Annotated in this window: 13 protein-coding genes; 1 reads left to right on the top strand and 12 read right to left on the bottom strand. The window is 63.0% G+C overall.

Annotated elements, in window-relative coordinates; translation table 11 throughout:
• Positions 1-12: 12 nt before the first annotated feature.
• From NG898_RS06530 to NG898_RS06475, 12 genes are all read right to left on the bottom strand, one after another.
• Entirely contained in the window at positions 13-939 is a 927-nt protein-coding gene (locus NG898_RS06530; RefSeq protein WP_252691564.1) for an alpha/beta fold hydrolase, read from the bottom strand.
• Positions 940-975: 36 nt separating this feature from the next.
• Positions 976-1,878 (bottom strand): SDR family oxidoreductase, encoded by a 903-nt coding sequence (locus NG898_RS06525; RefSeq protein WP_252691563.1) that lies wholly within the window; start codon positions 1,876-1,878, stop codon positions 976-978.
• Between the two features lie 56 nt (positions 1,879-1,934).
• Positions 1,935-2,891: a glutathione S-transferase family protein gene (locus NG898_RS06520; protein ID WP_092970323.1), complete on the bottom strand. Its 957-nt coding sequence runs from the start codon at positions 2,889-2,891 to the stop codon at positions 1,935-1,937.
• A 27-nt stretch (positions 2,892-2,918) separates the two neighbouring features.
• Positions 2,919-3,767, bottom strand: coding sequence for a class II aldolase/adducin family protein (locus NG898_RS06515; protein ID WP_252691562.1), 849 nt, complete (start codon positions 3,765-3,767; stop codon positions 2,919-2,921).
• 97 nt (positions 3,768-3,864) lie between these two features.
• The gene (locus NG898_RS06510; protein ID WP_252691561.1) at positions 3,865-4,875 is read right to left on the bottom strand and encodes an NADP-dependent oxidoreductase; all 1,011 of its coding nucleotides are present in this window, start codon (positions 4,873-4,875) and stop codon (positions 3,865-3,867) included.
• A 44-nt stretch (positions 4,876-4,919) separates the two neighbouring features.
• Positions 4,920-6,323, bottom strand: coding sequence for a serine hydrolase domain-containing protein (locus NG898_RS06505; RefSeq protein WP_252691560.1), 1,404 nt, complete (start codon positions 6,321-6,323; stop codon positions 4,920-4,922).
• Between the two features lie 82 nt (positions 6,324-6,405).
• Complete coding sequence (locus tag NG898_RS06500; protein WP_027681422.1) at positions 6,406-6,840, bottom strand: PaaI family thioesterase; 435 nt, start codon at positions 6,838-6,840, stop codon at positions 6,406-6,408.
• A 32-nt stretch (positions 6,841-6,872) separates the two neighbouring features.
• Positions 6,873-7,655, bottom strand: coding sequence for an SDR family oxidoreductase (locus tag NG898_RS06495; protein ID WP_252691559.1), 783 nt, complete (start codon positions 7,653-7,655; stop codon positions 6,873-6,875).
• Between the two features lie 38 nt (positions 7,656-7,693).
• A complete protein-coding gene (locus NG898_RS06490) occupies positions 7,694-9,562 on the bottom strand; it encodes an acyl-CoA dehydrogenase (RefSeq protein WP_252691558.1) in 1,869 nt (622 codons plus the stop codon).
• Between the two features lie 315 nt (positions 9,563-9,877).
• The gene (locus tag NG898_RS06485; protein WP_252691557.1) at positions 9,878-11,056 is read right to left on the bottom strand and encodes an acetyl-CoA C-acyltransferase; all 1,179 of its coding nucleotides are present in this window, start codon (positions 11,054-11,056) and stop codon (positions 9,878-9,880) included.
• A gap of 60 nt (positions 11,057-11,116) precedes the next feature.
• Positions 11,117-11,749 carry a bifunctional nicotinamidase/pyrazinamidase gene (pncA, locus tag NG898_RS06480; protein WP_092970311.1) on the bottom strand — a complete coding sequence of 211 codons (633 nt, stop codon included), beginning with the start codon at positions 11,747-11,749 and terminating at the stop codon, positions 11,117-11,119.
• A 44-nt stretch (positions 11,750-11,793) separates the two neighbouring features.
• Complete coding sequence (locus NG898_RS06475) at positions 11,794-13,875, bottom strand: 3-hydroxyacyl-CoA dehydrogenase NAD-binding domain-containing protein (RefSeq protein WP_252691556.1); 2,082 nt, start codon at positions 13,873-13,875, stop codon at positions 11,794-11,796.
• Between the two features lie 360 nt (positions 13,876-14,235).
• Here NG898_RS06475 and NG898_RS06470 point away from each other — a divergent pair, with 360 nt between their 5' ends.
• Positions 14,236-15,771 carry an amino acid permease gene (locus NG898_RS06470; protein WP_252691555.1) on the top strand — a complete coding sequence of 512 codons (1,536 nt, stop codon included), beginning with the start codon at positions 14,236-14,238 and terminating at the stop codon, positions 15,769-15,771.
• Positions 15,772-15,801: the final 30 nt, after the last annotated feature.

The raw sequence follows: 15,801 nt of genomic DNA, 5'->3' as shown, positions 1-15,801 counted from the left end.
TAACGCAGGCGCTCAGGAAACGAACGACCGGATCAGCGCGGTAATGCGCTCCGGTTGTTCGTGCACGACCCAGTGCGTGCCGTCGGGAATGCGCTCGAGGCGCATGTCGGGAATGAAACGCTCCAGCCCATTGAGCAGGCTTTTCGGCAGCGCCATGTCCATCTCGCCCCAGATCACGAGCGTAGGCACTTTCACGACAAACGCCTCGGGCGGCATCTGGTCAATGCGCAACGGCGCAACGCCCTCGGTGGGCGGATGCAACGGAGAGGCACGGTAGTAGTTCACGCCACCGGTCAGGCCGTGGGAGCCGCCCTCACCCGGCTGGCTCCAGGCAGCGTGATAGCGCGCTCGCACCTCTGGCGTGAACCAATCCGCCACCGGCTGCCCCATACCGTGAAAGAAACCTTCGAGCTTTTCAAAGTCGTTGGCGGCCAGAGCGTCTTCCGAACCCGGCTGGCGCAGCCAGTTCATATACGCCGATGAGGCCTGCTGCGCCGGATCGCTGAGCAGCGCATTCGCAAACACCCACGGATGCGGCGAATTGACGATCACCAGCCGCTCGACCACCTCCGGATGCTGGATGGCAAGGTTCCAGCAGATCGCCCCGCCCCAATCGTGCGCCACCACGATGGCACGCTCGTAGCCCAACGCCGTGATGAACTGCGTCAGATCCTGCACCAGGAACTTCGGGCGATACGCATCCACCGCCGCTGGCTTGCTCGACAGGTTGTAGCCGCGCATGTCGGGCGCAACGGCAAAGTGCGTGTCGCCAAACGCAGCAAGCTGCGCTTCCCACTCGTACCAGAACTCCGGAAAGCCGTGAACGAACAGCATCAGCGGCGCGCCACGCTTGCCGGCGCTGGCGTAATGCAGCCGCGTGCCGTTGGGCAGATCGGCGAATTGCGATTCCGTGATGGCAGCAGCCGTTGCAGTGTTCATGGTGATCTCGGCGTTGTGGCAGTCGTGGAGGTGGAGTTACCCGCGCAGCGCATCGACCAGACGCGCACGCACGTCCGGCTTGCCTTCAAACGGATCAGACGGATTGCGCTGCGAAATGATGTCTTCAAAGCGATGTTGCACAGGCGCGAGCGCATGCGGGTGCGAGTAGATATAGAAGCCCGCGTTGCGGATCGCGTCGAAAGTCATCTGGCCGACTTGCTCGGCAGTGACCTTGCCGGAACTGACAGCCTTTTCCGACATGGCTCGTGAAACCAACTGCGACTTGGTGGGCGGCGCCATGTTGGCCAGATCCTGAGGCCGGTTGCGGTCAGACTGCGTAATGCCGGTCGGCACAAAGTACGGACACAGCACCGAGCAATGGATCTGTTCGGTGACCAGGCTCAAGTCCTGGTACAGCGATTCGGACAGCGCCACCACCGCGTGCTTGGACACGTTGTAGATGCCCATGGCCGGCGCATTCAGCAGTCCCGCCATCGACGCCGTATTGACGATATGGCCCTCGTACGACGGATCCTTCTTCGCGGCTTCGAGCATCAGCGGCGTGAAGATGCGCACACCGTGGATGACGCCGTGCAGGTTCACGCCGAGCACCCAATCCCAGTCGCGCTCGGTGTTCTCCCAGATGAGACCACCGGCGCCCACGCCGGCGTTGTTGAACAGCAGATTGACCTTGCCGAACGCCTTGATGGCGGCATCGGCCAGCGCCTGCATCTCTTCTACCTTCGACACGTCGACGCGCAGGCCAATCACTTCCACGCCCTGGGCCGAGAATTCGGCCACGGCGGCATCCAGCGCATCCTGCTGGATATCGGCCAGCACCAGCTTCATGCCCAACCCGGCACCGATCTTGGCGAACTCCTTGCCGAAACCCGACGCACCGCCCGTGATGACGGCCACACCGCCTGCGAATTGCTTCATACGTGTCTCACTGATGTCGTTGTAGTAGGAAAGGCGATCGAGATGGCAAAGCCGTGTCAGCCTGCCGCCTCAACCTTGCGCACGGCATAACCGACGCGCGGAAAATGCACCACCACCTGGCCGACGCGCGGGTCTTCGCGCAGCACGCCGACGCTGTCGCGTGTGGAGACCACGAGGTCCCCTTCGACGGGATCCACGCCGTAGTCAACCGCGGCCACCGTCACGCGCGTGCCCTTGGGCAAGCCGTGGCTGTCGTCGAAGGTGGCGTTCGTTTCAGTCAACGCACGCGGTGTGGCGGCCTTGGCAATGTCCAATGCTTCGGCAGGCGTCATCGGTTGCGCTTGCGAGTGACCGAATGCCGCAACGCGATGCATCCATGCGACGACTTCCGGGTGCGCATCAAGAATGCCGGCCACCGCCGTTGCACGGCGAATGAACCACAGGCAGTGGTAGACAGAAAAGTCGGCCACGGTCGGCTGCTCGCCAAACAGGAAGATGCGTTCGCCTGTCGCAAACTGCCGCTCCAGCTGGGCGAGGAACACCTGCAGCGTGGAAGTGGCTTCCGGCAGCGGCGTGCGCAAGCCGGTGCCGCCCACGCGCATCGCCTTGCGGTCTTCCACGAAGGCTTTGACGAAGGCTTCCGGCGCATCACCGAACAGGCTCTGGAAGCCGGCCGGCTGCGTCACGAAAGTTGCGGTAGCCCAGAACAGCGTCGTATCGGCCCACTGCGCCATCGAAAACACCGCTGCGGCATGGTCTGCGGGATACAGCGTCGGCGCGGGGTGAATCGATTCCAGCACCTGCGCGATCAGCGCGGTATCGCAATAGATATCCGCGCCGATCTGCAGAAACGGCGTGCGCCGATAGCCGCCGGTGAGCGGCATCACGTCCGGCTTGGGCAGGATCACGGGCACCGTGACGGACTTCCACGGCTGGTCCTTGTAGCCAAGGATCAAACGCACCTTCTCAGAAAACGGCGAGGTGGCGTAGTGATGCAGGATCAAGTCCGTCATGCGTGCTCCAGAAATTTGCAATGCCGATCAGTCGAGCAGATCGGGTTGTTCTTTGACGATGCGCGCATACAGCGGCTGGAACTGGAACCACCCCGCCTGCGCCGACCCGACGATCGAATACGCCTGACGGGCAGCGGCATCGGAAATCGTGCGCGGTGCGTCGCCAGTGCGGGCAGCTGCGGCTTCGGCCAGCAACTGCACCTGGCAGGAACGCTCCATCGTGATGAACCACCATGCGGCTTCGTCGACCGTCTTGCCAACGGTCAGCAGACCGTGGTTCTGCAGGATGGCAGCCTTGTTGTCGCCCAGCGCCTCAGCAATGCGCTGGCCTTCGTCCAGCTCGACCACCACACCGCCGAAATCGTCGTACAACGCGTGGTCGCCATAGAAGGCGCATACGTCCTGCGTGAGCGGATCGAGCTTGCGACCGAGCGTCGACCACGCGCGCCCGTATGTGCTGTGCGAGTGCGCCGCGGCAACTGCATCCGGTCGTGCCTGATGCACGCGCGAGTGAATCGCAAACGCGGCGGCATTGACCGGGTAATCGCCTTCAACCACGTTGCCGTGATGATCGCAGCGGATGAGGTTCGACACCGTCACCTGGCTGAAATGCACGCCGAATGGGTTCACCCAGAAGCTGTCCTGGTGTTCCGGATCGCGCGCCGTGATGTGGCCGGCCACGCCTTCGTCGAAACCGAATTTGGAGAACAAGCGAAACGCTGCAGCCAGGCGCTGTTTGCGGTGCAGGCGCTCTTCGGCCACGGTGGCAAATTGCGGCGGACGCGGCAGGTTGCGATAGCGGGCAGCGGCCTCGGGGCTGAGGCTGGCGGCCATGCTGTCGGGCCGCTTGGCTTGCGTGGTTTCAGGTGCGTTCATGGTGTCTCCTTCACGCGTTTGTTGTGGGTGGGGCCATTCTGTGGCGGCCCTCGCCCAGCGGACTGTCAAGCGATTGACAATCCGCGTGCGGCTCAGCTCAAACCAGCTTGACGAGTTGCTTGCCGAAATTCTTGCCCTTGAGCAGGCCCATGAACGCTTCCGGTGCGCTCGCCAGGCCCTGTGCCACGCTCTCGCGGAACTTCAGCTCGCCCTGCGCCACGAAACCGCCCAGCTCGCGCAGTGCTTCCGGCCACACGTCCATGTGTTCGGAGACGATGAAGCCCTCAATGGTCAGGCGCGACACCAGGATCAATTGCGGGTTCTGCAGCGGCAGCGGCTGGCCGTCGTAGCCCGCGATCATGCCGCACATGGCGATGCGACCGAACGCGTTCATGCGCGAAAGCACCGCATCCAGGATCGCGCCACCGACGTTCTCGAAGTACGAATCGATGCCGTCGGGCGTCGCTTCCTTGAGCATCTTGTAAAGCTCTTTCGGGTCCTTGGCGGCCTTGTAGTCGATGCAGGCATCAAAGCCGAGTTCGTTGACCACGTAATCGCACTTGTCCTTGCCGCCGGCAAAGCCCACCACGCGGCAGCCCTTGAGTTTGGCAAGCTGGCCGACCACGCTGCCCACGGCGCCCGAAGCGGCGCTCACCGCCACGGTCTGACCGGGCTTCGGATGCATGATCTTGTTCAGGCCGTACCACGCCGTCACCCCGGGCATACCGACCGAACCCAGATAGGCCGACAGCGGAATGTGCCGTGTATCGACCTTCTGAATGCCGCGGCCGTCAGACACGCCCACTTCCTGCCAGCCAAACATGCCAACCACGGCATCGCCCACGGCAAACGACGGGTTCTCGGACGCTTCCACCACGCCAACGGTGCCGCCGATCATCACTTCATCAAGCGGCTGCGGCTCCGCATACGACTTGCTGTCATTCATGCGGCCGCGCATGTACGGATCGAGCGAAAGGAAATGGTTGCGCACCAGCACTTGGCCGTCCTGCAGTTCCGGCACGTCCACCGTCTCCAGGCGGAAGTTGTCGGGCGTCACCGCCCCTTGCGGGCGGGAAGCCAAAACGATGCGCTGATAGGTCTTCGACATGAAAAACGCTCCTGAATATCGGATATCGGTGTTGGTTCGAGGTGTTACTTGTGTTGCATGAAGTACTCGGCCAGCGCCGCATATGCGCGATGCGTGACCGGATCATTGGCAGCATTGGCGGCGACCGGGTGCGAGGCATAGCGCACGATCGTCATCTGGGCCACCGGATCAATATAGATGCGCTGGCCGTGGATGCCGCGCGCTTCGAACGTGTGGTGGTCATTGCTCGAAACCCACCACATGTTGCGATACGAATAGCCGGGCAGCGTCGCGTAGCCTGCCTTGGCAAACTTGGCCGGATCGCCGCCGCGGCGGATGTCGTCGATTACGCTCTTGGGCAGGATCTGCTTGCCGTTGAAGCGGCCGTCGTTGCGGATCATCTCGCCAAAACGGGCCAGATCGCGCAGCGTGGTGTTCAGCCCGCCGCCGCCCGATTCCGTACCGATGCTGTCGACCGAAAAGTACGCGTCATCCTGTGCCCCCATCGGTTGCCAGATGCGCTCGGACAGCAGCGCCGCCAGCGATTTGTTCGATGCTCGGCGCACGATCCACGCCAGTGTTTCAGCGTTGACGGTCTTGTACGAAAACTCCGCGTCGTGCTCGCCTTCCTTGCGCAGCGTCGTCAGGTAGTCGTAGAAATTGTCCGGGCCCTTGTAGCCGGCCGGACGCGGCAGCATGCCGCCGGCACGGGCGTAGGCCCAGACATCGGCGTTCGGGTCGGCATAGTTTTCGGAGTAACGCACGCCCACGGTCATGTCCATGACCTGGCGCACGGTGGCGTCGCCGTAGGCGGTGTCTTTCAGCTCGGGCACGTATTGCGTCACGGGCGCGGCCGGATCCAGCTTGCCATCGGCCACAAGCATGGCGGCCAGCGTGCCGACAAACGATTTCGTGACCGACATAGCGATGTGCTGCGTATGCGCATCGAGCGCGCCAAAGTAGCGCTCGTAGATCACCTTGCCCTTGTGCATGACGAGGATGCCGTCGGTGTAGGTCAGCTTGAGCGCCTCGGCAAACGTACGGCGCGTGCCGTTCGGATCCGTAAACAGCACGCCGCTGATGTCGCGCTCGGCACGCGGCAGCTTGCTGACCGGACCGTCCCCGTGCCAGACCACGCGCGTCGGCACAAACTCGCGCACGTGGCTGTAGCCATAGCGCGTGCGCGGGAACATGTTGCCCGCCAGATCAAAGCGGACGATGCGATCGGGCGGCGGCGGGAAGCCTTGCATCCAGCCCATCTTGTTCGGATCAGATTCGTCCGCCGTGAGCGGCTTCTGCATCGGCGGATTGGGCGCCGGTGGCGGCTGCACGGCGGTCGATGCACTGGCGGCTGGTGCGTCAACCGGCGCGGAGTTGGAGGCGCATCCTTCCAGGGTCATGGTTAGTCCAGTGCAGCAAAGCAGAGTGATGGCAAGGGCAGACGCCGTCCGCCGCGCAGGTTGTTGCATGGGTTGTCTCCGTGGTTGCTCTTCTTGTGTGTCGGACGCTGTCCGGTGTGCAACTGGGTACTGCAACTGCGGTGTTGCCTGGTCAGCCGTCCGCGCCGGGTTCGGGGGTGCGCGGCGGCGGCATACGCTTGACGAACTTGAAGGTGCCTGAACTGCGCGCGACCAGCTTGTCATCTGCGTCGCGCACCTCGCCTTCGCAAAACGCCATGGTGGTGGACTGATGCACGCAACGCGCGCTCGCCTTGAGCGTACCGCGCCCGGGCTGCATGAACGCCGTCTTCATCTCGATTGTCACCACGCCGCGGCCATGCACGTCGGCCGAGCGCCCGGCCATGGCCATGGCGACGTCGAGCATCGTCATGGTCACACCGCCGTGGGCCATTTCCCAGCTGTTCATGTGCTGCGCTTCGAGGGCGAGTTCGACCACGCCCTCGCCGTCGGCCACCTTCAGGCAGCGCATGCCGAGAAGCTTCAGGAAAGGGATGTCGATCGGAAAACCGTTGTTGTCTGCGTTCATGCTGCGTCAGAAAGAGTGAGAAGCAGCCGAAATTAGACCACGCTCACGCCGCCGTCGACGGCGAGGATCTGGCCAGTGATGTGCTTGGAGGCATCCGACGCGAACAGCGCGGCCACGCCCTTGAGGTCTTCGTCGTCGCCAATGCGGTGCAGCGGGGATTTCTCGGTCAGCTTGTCCACACCGAGCTTTTCCAGCGAGCCGCGCGTCATCTTCGATGGGAAGAAGCCCGGCGCAATCGCGTTGACGGTGATGTTGTGCTCGCCCCACTCGCCGGCAAGCGCGCGCGTGAAGTTGACCACCGCGCCCTTGCTGGTGTTATAGGCAATCGTGTCCAGCGAGCCCGGCGGATTGCCCTTCAGGCCCGCAATCGATGCCACGTTGACGATCTTTCCGTACTTGCGCGGGATCATCGAGCGCTTGCCGATCTGCTGCGTGAGCAGGAACAGGCCGCGGATGTTCAGGTTCATCACCTTGTCCCAGGCTTCGACCGGGTGATCTTCCGCCGGCGAGCCCCACGTTGCGCCCGCGTTGTTGACGAGGATGTCGACATGGCCGAGCTTGGCCAGCGCCTCGTCGGCCAGGCGCTGGATGTCGGCTTCGATGGCGCCGTCAGCGGCAATCCAGTCCGCTTCGATGCCGAGCGACTTCAGATGTGCCTGCGCTTCCTTCAGTTCATCGGCCTTGCGGGCAGATAGAACGATGCGCCCGCCCTGCTCGCCCAGTGCTTCTGCAATCTGCAGGCCGAGCCCGCGTGAGCCGCCCGTGATGAGCGCCGTCTTACCAGAAAGATCAAACAGATGCTTGAGCGTACCCATGGTGTCTCCTGTGTCTCGTTGTCGTTGTGAGATTGCCGTCAGAACCAGGCGTCCTGCATGTCGAGCGTGGTCGTGTCGAGCGAGCCCAGCAGCACGATCTGCGGGTCGATCTTCGGCAGTTCCCACTGGAAGAAGTAGCGTGCGGCCTGCAGCTTGCCGCGGTAGAAATCGGCGTCTTCGCCCTGCGCGTTCGGCAGCGCCTTTGCGGCAGACAGGGCCTGTTCCAGCCAGATCCACGCGACAACAACATGGCCGAACGCTTCCAGATAGACGGAGGCATTCGCCAGCGTCACGCGCGGGTCGCCAGCGGCCCACAGCGTTTGCGTGACCTTGGCCAATTTCTGTGTGGCCATGCCGAGCGCGCGGCCATAGCCGACCAGCGTTTCATCGTCGGTTTCCAGCGCGCGGCCGACGGTGGTCTGAACGCGCTCACCCAGCGCGGCGAAGGCGGCGCCATCTTGCATGACGACCTTGCGGCCCAGCAGGTCCAGGCCCTGGATGCCGTGCGTGCCCTCGTGGATCGGGTTCAGCCGGTTGTCGCGGTAGAACTGTTCGACGTTGTATTCGCGCGTGTAGCCGTAACCGCCGTGCACCTGGATCGCCAGGCTGTTGGCCTCCAGGCACCACTGCGATGGCCAGCTCTTTGCAATCGGCGTGAGGATGTCGAGCAGCAGGCCGAGCTTGGCGCGTTTGGCCGCGTCGGTTTCTCCGCGTTCTTCATCGACGAGCTTGGCGCAATACAGGTTCAGACCGAGGGCGCCTTCCACGTAGGCCTTTTGTGCGAGCAGCATGCGACGCACGTCGGCGTGATCGACGATGCGGATTTGCGCAGACGCTGGATCCTTGCCCGACGGCCCGACGGGACGGCCCTGCGGGCGATTGCGGGCGTAGTCCACCGCATGCAGGTAACCCGTGTAGCCAAGCATCGTTGCGCCCATGCCAACGCCGATGCGCGCCTCGTTCATCATGTGGAACATGCACGCGAGGCCCTTGTGCGGCTCGCCGACGAGGTAACCGATGGCACCGGCGCGCGGCTGCCCGTCTGCACCCTTCGGGCGGAACTGCGTACCCTCGCCAAAGTTCAGCAGGCAGTTGGTCGTGCCGCGATAGCCCATCTTGTGGTTCAGGCCGGCCAGCACCACGTCATTGCGCTCGCCGAGCGAGCCATCGGCATTGACGAGAAACTTTGGAACGATGAAGAGCGAAATGCCCTTCACACCGGGAATCAGCTTGCCGTCCGGGCCGGGAATCTTCGCCAGCACAAGGTGGACGATGTTTTCGGACAGCTCGTGTTCACCGGCGGAAATCCACATCTTGTTGCCGGTCAGGCGATATTGCGCGCCAAGCGGCGACTCGCCTTCGTATTCGGCCCGTGTGACGACGTCCGACAGCGAGGAGCCCGCCTGCGGCTCCGACAGGCACATCGTGCCGTAGAAGCGGCCTTCCATCTCGGGCTGCACGAACGTCTCGATTTGCGCGGGCGTGCCGTGCGCGAGCAGCAGATTCGCGTTGCCGATGGTGAGGAACGGGTATGAGCTGGTGCCGACGTTGGCGGCCTTGAAGAAGCCGAAGCCGGCTTTCTCGACTACGGTGGGCAGTTGCATGCCGCCGCGTTCAAAGTCCTGCCCGGCAGCCATCAGGCCCGCTTTGTTGAAGGCGTCCAGCGCTGCCTTGACCTCGGGAATGATGTGGACCTTGGTGCCGTCGAAGTGCGGTTCTTCTTGGTCGTTTTTCTTGTTATGCGGAGCAAACAGATCCGTTGCGATGCGCTCGCACGTGTCGAGTGCGGCGTCGAAGGTTTCGCGGGAGTGGTCTGCGTAACGCGGAATGCGCGTGAGCGATTCGACGTTGAGCCATTCGTAGAGCAGGAAGCTGAGGTCGCGGCGGGATAGCAGTTTCGAGGACATGATGTTGGTGCATCCTGTGTTTCGTCCCCTGCCGGGGCCGACTCACTTTCTTTGTCTTGCCAAAGAAAGTAAGCAAAGAAAGGCGCGCCCGAGATGGCGAAAGATTCCTTGAATTTCTGTAACCGGGCGGAGAAGGACCGAAACTCGCTGCGCTCAGACAGCGGTCCTTCTTTTTTCCGCCCGCTTACAGAAATTCAAGGCGCCATCAAGGGCAAGAACAGCAACGGCCAAACCGTCTGGGTGCATGGGCTGGCGATCAAGCCAGCTCTGGCACAAACAAAACAGGCTCCCGTTTTCATGCGGGAGCCTGTCTGTTTAGAGCACCTCGAACAGGCCGGCTGCGCCTTGGCCGCCGCCGATGCACATGGTCACGACCACGTACTTGACGCCGCGGCGCTTACCTTCGATCAGCGCGTGGCCGACCAGGCGTGCGCCCGACACGCCATACGGGTGGCCCACGGCGATGGCGCCGCCGTTGACGTTCAGGCGGTCCATCGGAATGCCCAGCTTGTCGGCGCAGTACAGCACCTGCACGGCAAACGCTTCGTTCAGTTCCCACAGGCCGATGTCTTCAACCTTCAGACCTGCCTTCTTCAGCAGCTTGGGCACGGCAAAGACGGGGCCGATGCCCATTTCGTCCGGCTCGCAACCTGCCACGGCAAAGCCGCGGAACACGCCCAGCGGCTGCAGGCCCTTGGCGGCTGCCACCTTGCCATTCATCACCACAGCGGCGGATGCGCCGTCGGAGAACTGGCTGGCATTGCCAGCAGTGACCACGCCGCCCGGCACGGCGGAGCGAATTTTTGCCACGCCTTCAAGCGTCGTGTCGGGGCGAATCCCTTCGTCGGCGGCGATCGTGACTTCGCGCGTCATGAGCTGGCCGGTCTTGGCATCGGCCACGCCCATCACCGTCGTCATCGGGACGATTTCGTCGTTGAACTTGCCGGCAGCAGCAGCGGCGGCGGCGCGCTGCTGGCTTTGCACGCCGTACTCGTCCATGCGCTCCTTGGCGATGTTGTAGCGCTTGGCGACGTTCTCGGCAGTCTGGAGCATGTTCCAGTAGATTTCCGGCTTGTGCTTGGTGAGCCAGCCTTCGGTCATCATGTGGCGGTTCATCTCCTGCTGCACGCACGAGATGGATTCCACGCCGCCGGCCACGAAGATGTCGCCTTCATCGGCAATCACGCGCTGTGCGGCCATGGCGATGGTCTGCAGGCCCGACGAGCAGAAGCGGTTGACGGTCGCGCCCGGCACCGTCACGGGGCAGCCGGCACGCAGAGCAATCTGGCGAGCGATGTTGGCGCCCGTTGCACCTTCCGGGTTCGCACAGCCCATCAGGATGTCTTCCACTTCGCCCGGTTCAATCTTGGCGCGCTCAATGGCGTGCTGAACAGCGTGGCCGCCCAGCGTAGCGCCGTGCGTCATGTTGAAGGCGCCCTTCCAGCTCTTGGCCAGGCCGGTACGTGCGGTGGAAACGATGACTGCTTCGGTCATAGTGTTGCTCCTCGTATCTGGTGGCGGGCGCACAGCATCGGCAGGCGCCCGGTATCTCTGTTATCCGTTCAAAACGTCCGGCGACTGCAACCGTGCGATGCCCGCATCCGTCATGTGCTGCCAGGCCTGCGCAAGCGACCCATTCAGATCGATGGCGCGACAGGCATCTTCAATGACAGCCACTTCCAGCCCCGCCGCCCGTGCATCCAACGCCGACCACGCCACGCAAAAATCGGTGGCCAGCCCGACGCAGAACACGCGCTTGATTCCAAGCTCGCGCAGATAGCCCAGCAGGCCGGTCGGCGTCTTGCGATCCGCTTCAAAGAATGCGGAGTAGCTGTCGATGTGCGGGTGATAGCCCTTGCGGACGATCAACTGCGCGTGCGGCACGTCCAGCCCATCGGCAAGCGCTGCGCCGCTGCTGTGCTGAACGCAGTGCACCGGCCACAGCACCTGGGCGCCATACGGCAAATCGATCATGCCGAATGGTTCAGTGCCGGGGTGGTTGGCCGCGAACGACACGTGCTCGCGTGGGTGCCAATCCTGCGTCAGCACCACGCGTCCGAATGCCTTGGCGAGCTGGTTTACGACCGGGATAACCTGGTCGCCGTCCGGCACAGCCAGCGCACCGCCGGGCAGAAAATCGTTCTGCACGTCGATGATCAGCAGGCAATCGGTGGGCGTAAGTTGCATGGCGGTTGCTTAGTCGCTTAGTTGCTTGGTCGGTTAGCCGCGCATCAGCCGTTAAAGCCCTTGCCTTCGTCGGCCAGCTTCTGCAGCAGCGGCGCCGGCTTCCACGCTTCACCGTGGTAGCCCTTGCTGTAGCGGTGCATGGCTTGCGCAACGTTGTACAGGCCGACGGTATCTGCGTAGAGCATCGGGCCGCCGCGGAACAGCGGGAAGCCGTAGCCGGTCAGGTACACCATGTCGATATCCGAAGCCTTGGAGGCAATGCCCTCTTCCAGGATCTTGGCGCCTTCGTTGACCAGTGCGAACACCAGGCGCTCGACAATTTCCTCGTCCGAAATCTTGCGGCGCGTGATGCCCAGATCCTTCGAGTGCTGGACGATCATGTCGTTGACCTGCTGGTTCGGATAGGGCTTGCGGTCGCCCGCCTTGTAGTCGTACCAGCCACCGCCCGTCTTCTGGCCGAAACGGCCCATCTCGCACAGCAGATCGGCGGTCTTCGAATAGACGATGTCCGGTTTGTCTACGGCGCGACGCTTGCGGATGGCCCAGCCGATGTCGTTGCCGGCCAGGTCGCCCATGCGGAACGGGCCCATCGCAAAACCGAACTTTTCGATCGCCTTGTCGACCTGCTCGGGCAGCGCGCCTTCGTCCAGCAGGTAGCCGGCCTGGCGGCTGTATTGCTCGATCATGCGGTTACCGATGAAGCCGTCACACACGCCGGACACGACCGCCGTCTTCTTGATGGCCTTGGCCAGCTTCATGACAGTGGCCAGCACGTCCTTGGCAGTCTCCTTGCCGCGAACGACTTCCAGCAGCTTCATCACGTTGGCCGGGCTGAAGAAGTGCATGCCGACCACGTCTTGCGGGCGCTTGGTGAAGCTGGCGATCTTGTCGACATCCAGCGTGGAGGTGTTCGACGCCAGGATCGCGCCCTGCTTGACGACTTCGTCCAGCTTCTTGAACACGACTTCCTTGACGCCCATTTCTTCAAAGACGGCCTCGATGACGAGGTCGGCGTCCTTGATGTCGTCGTAGGACAGCGTCGGGGTCAGCAGGGCCATGCGCTGCTCGACCTTCTCTTGCGTGAGCTTGCCCTTCTTGGCGCTGTTTTCGTAGTTCTTGCGGATGGTGGCGACGCCGCGGTCCAACGCTTCCTGCTTGGTTTCCAGCATCGTCACCGGAATGCCGGCGTTCAGGAAGTTCATCGAGATGCCGCCGCCCATCGTGCCGGCGCCGATCACGGCGACCTTTTCCACCTTGCGCACCGGCGTGTCTTCCGGCACGTCGGGAATCTTGCTGGCGGCGCGTTCGCCAAAGAAAGCGTGGCGCAGTGCGCGCGATTCCGACGTATTCACCAGTTCGATGAACAGGTCGCGCTCAAACTTGATGCCGTCGTCAAAGCGCTTTTCCACTGCGGCCTGCACGGCGTCGACGCACTTGCCCGGCGCCGGGAAGTTCTTGGCGACGGCCGCGACGGTGTTGCGCGCGAATTGCAGGAAACCTTGCGGGTTGTCGTGCTCGACCTTGCGATCGCGCAGCTTGGGGAGCTTGCCTTCGGCAGCGGCCTTCAGTGCGAAATCGATGGCGCCGGCCATCAGGTCGCCTTCGATCATCTGATCGAACAGGCCGCTCTTGGCCAGCTTTTCCGACGGGATGGCGTTGCCGGAAACAATCATGTTCAAGGCCGGTTCCAGGCCGATGGCGCGCGGCAGACGCTGCGTGCCGCCTGCGCCCGGCAGGATGCCCAGCTTCACTTCCGGCAGCGCGATCTGCGCGCCCGGTGCTGCCACACGGTAGTGACAGCCCATCGCCAGTTCCAGCCCGCCGCCCATTGCCACCGAATGGATGGCCGCCACGACCGGCTTGTTGCTCGACTCAACGGCTTTGATGACGGCGTGCAGCGTCGGCTCTTGCGTCGCCTTGGGCGTATTGAATTCGCGGATATCGGCGCCGCCCGAGAAGGCTTTGCCCGCACCGGTGATCACGATGGCCTTGACGTTGGCGTCGTCGCCAGCTTTGACCATGCCTTCGACAATACCCAGGCGCGTGGAGTGGCCAAGGCCGTTGACGGGCGGGTTGCTGAGCGTGATGACGGCAACGCCGTCCTGGACCTTGTACTCCGCAGTCATGCTGGTTCCTTTGGTGATGCGAGGGCCGGCAGATCAGGCGCACCGTGCCTCGCGGTTGAACTGTCTCTCAACTATCGTTTTTTTAACGCGCGGTAAGGCCGCGACTCGACACAGAATACACAAAATAGCACGGTCGTTCAATTTTTATTTTTGCGCTGCACGGCGCCGTCTGGCGGGCGATGCGGCACGGCCCGGCAGGGTTCAAACGCGTGTGCTGCAGCATGGATTTTTTGCCCGCTACGTGACGGTTTTGATAGAGTCGCGCATTTCGTTCGCCGGACGCCCACCAGGCGCGGGGACGTCTCGTCACATTTCGTCGATTTGATTCGCGATCCGAGCAAAATCGACCACTCTGTATCCATGTCAGAACACGCTACCCCGTCCTCAGAGACGCCGGGCTTGCGCCGCACCTTGCGCGCGCGCCATCTCACCATGATCGCCATCGGCGGGTCGATCGGCACCGGGCTTTTCGTGGCCTCGGGCGCGTCGGTCTCGCAGGCAGGCCCCGGAGGCGCCCTTGCCGCCTACATCCTGATCGGGGCGATGGTCTATTTCCTGATGACAAGTCTGGGCGAGCTTGCCGCCTATATGCCGGTTTCCGGGTCGTTTGCCACCTACGGCGCGCTGTACGTAGACGAAGGCTTCGGCTTCGCGCTCGGCTGGAACTATTGGTACAACTGGGCCGTGACGATTGCCGTTGAGCTGGCGGCCGCGCAGCTCGTCATGCATTACTGGTTCCCCGATGTGCCCGGCGTGCTGTGGAGCGCTGTGTTTCTCGCCGTCATGTTCCTGCTCAACGCCATCTCGGTGCGCGGCTTTGGCGAGGCAGAATACTGGTTCGCACTCATCAAGGTCGTCACCGTCATCCTTTTCATCGGCATTGGCTTAGCGATGATCTTCGGGATCCTGAAGGGTGGTCCGCAACCGGGCCTGCAGAACCTGACGATGGGTGATGCGCCGTTCGTGGGCGGGCTGCCGGCGATGATCGGCGTGGCGATGATCGCGGGGTTCTCGTTTCAGGGGACGGAGCTGATTGGCGTGGCGGCCGGCGAATCGGCCGACCCTGCCCGCACCATTCCGCGTGCTGTCAAGCAGGTGTTTTGGCGGATCCTGCTGTTCTACGTGCTGGCGATCTTCATCATCGGCGTGCTGGTGCCGTACACCGATCCGAATCTGCTGTCGACGGAAGTCACCAACATTGGCGTGAGCCCGTTTACGCTGGTGTTCAAGCATGCCGGCCTGGCATTTGCCGCGGGCCTGATGAATGCGGTGATCCTGACGGCCGTGCTGTCGGCGGGCAACTCGGGCATGTACGCTTCCACGCGGATGCTCTACAACCTGGCCACCGAGGGCCGTGCCCCCCGCATCTTTGCGCAACTCACCCAGAACGGTGTGCCGCGCAATGCGCTGCTGGCCACGACCGCTGTCGGCGCGCTGTGCTTCCTGAGTTCGTTGTATGGAGACAAGACGGTCTACCTGTGGCTGCTGAACACATCAGGCATGACCGGCTTTGTGGCATGGCTCGGCATTGCCGTGAGCCACTATCGCTTCCGCAAGGGGCTTGTGGCGCAGGGGCATGATCCGGCGCAGTTGCCGTACCGCTCCAAGTTCTTCCCATATGGCCCGTTGTTTGCGTTTGGGCTGTGCCTGGTCATCACGTTTGGCCAGAACTACCAGGCGTTCACCAGCGGCACCGTCGATTGGCCGGCGGTCATCGCCACGTACATCGGCATCCCGGTCTTCTTCCTGATCTGGATCGGCTACCGGCTGGTGCGTGGCGGCGGCATTGTCCGTTACCAGGACATGCACTTCCCGCGCCCGCCAGTGCTGCGCGATTCGCTGGCCGGCCAAGACCCCGGCCCTGAATTGCCAACCGTCGCGAACCGTACGCAGTAATCACACCCGCTCCGCCTGCCGTTTGCACTG

This window comes from Ralstonia mojiangensis, from assembly GCF_023955645.1.
Lineage (GTDB): Bacteria > Pseudomonadota > Gammaproteobacteria > Burkholderiales > Burkholderiaceae > Ralstonia > Ralstonia mojiangensis.
This window is presented reverse-complemented; position numbering and strand designations above follow the sequence as displayed.

Bases quoted from the DNA above. Each gene is read 5' to 3' on its own strand.
- NG898_RS06530 (WP_252691564.1), bottom strand. From the start codon at position 939: ATGAACACTGCAACGGCTGCTGCCATCACGGAATCGCAATTCGCCGAT.
- NG898_RS06525 (WP_252691563.1), bottom strand. From the start codon at position 1,878: ATGAAGCAATTCGCAGGCGGTGTGGCCGTCATCACGGGCGGTGCGTCG.
- NG898_RS06520 (WP_092970323.1), bottom strand. From the start codon at position 2,891: ATGACGGACTTGATCCTGCATCACTACGCCACCTCGCCGTTTTCTGAG.
- NG898_RS06515 (WP_252691562.1), bottom strand. From the start codon at position 3,767: ATGAACGCACCTGAAACCACGCAAGCCAAGCGGCCCGACAGCATGGCC.
- NG898_RS06510 (WP_252691561.1), bottom strand. From the start codon at position 4,875: ATGTCGAAGACCTATCAGCGCATCGTTTTGGCTTCCCGCCCGCAAGGG.
- NG898_RS06505 (WP_252691560.1), bottom strand. From the start codon at position 6,323: ATGCAACAACCTGCGCGGCGGACGGCGTCTGCCCTTGCCATCACTCTG.
- NG898_RS06500 (WP_027681422.1), bottom strand. From the start codon at position 6,840: ATGAACGCAGACAACAACGGTTTTCCGATCGACATCCCTTTCCTGAAG.
- NG898_RS06495 (WP_252691559.1), bottom strand. From the start codon at position 7,655: ATGGGTACGCTCAAGCATCTGTTTGATCTTTCTGGTAAGACGGCGCTC.
- NG898_RS06490 (WP_252691558.1), bottom strand. From the start codon at position 9,562: ATGTCCTCGAAACTGCTATCCCGCCGCGACCTCAGCTTCCTGCTCTAC.
- NG898_RS06485 (WP_252691557.1), bottom strand. From the start codon at position 11,056: ATGACCGAAGCAGTCATCGTTTCCACCGCACGTACCGGCCTGGCCAAG.
- pncA (WP_092970311.1), bottom strand. From the start codon at position 11,749: ATGCAACTTACGCCCACCGATTGCCTGCTGATCATCGACGTGCAGAAC.
- NG898_RS06475 (WP_252691556.1), bottom strand. From the start codon at position 13,875: ATGACTGCGGAGTACAAGGTCCAGGACGGCGTTGCCGTCATCACGCTC.
- NG898_RS06470 (WP_252691555.1), top strand. From the start codon at position 14,236: ATGTCAGAACACGCTACCCCGTCCTCAGAGACGCCGGGCTTGCGCCGC.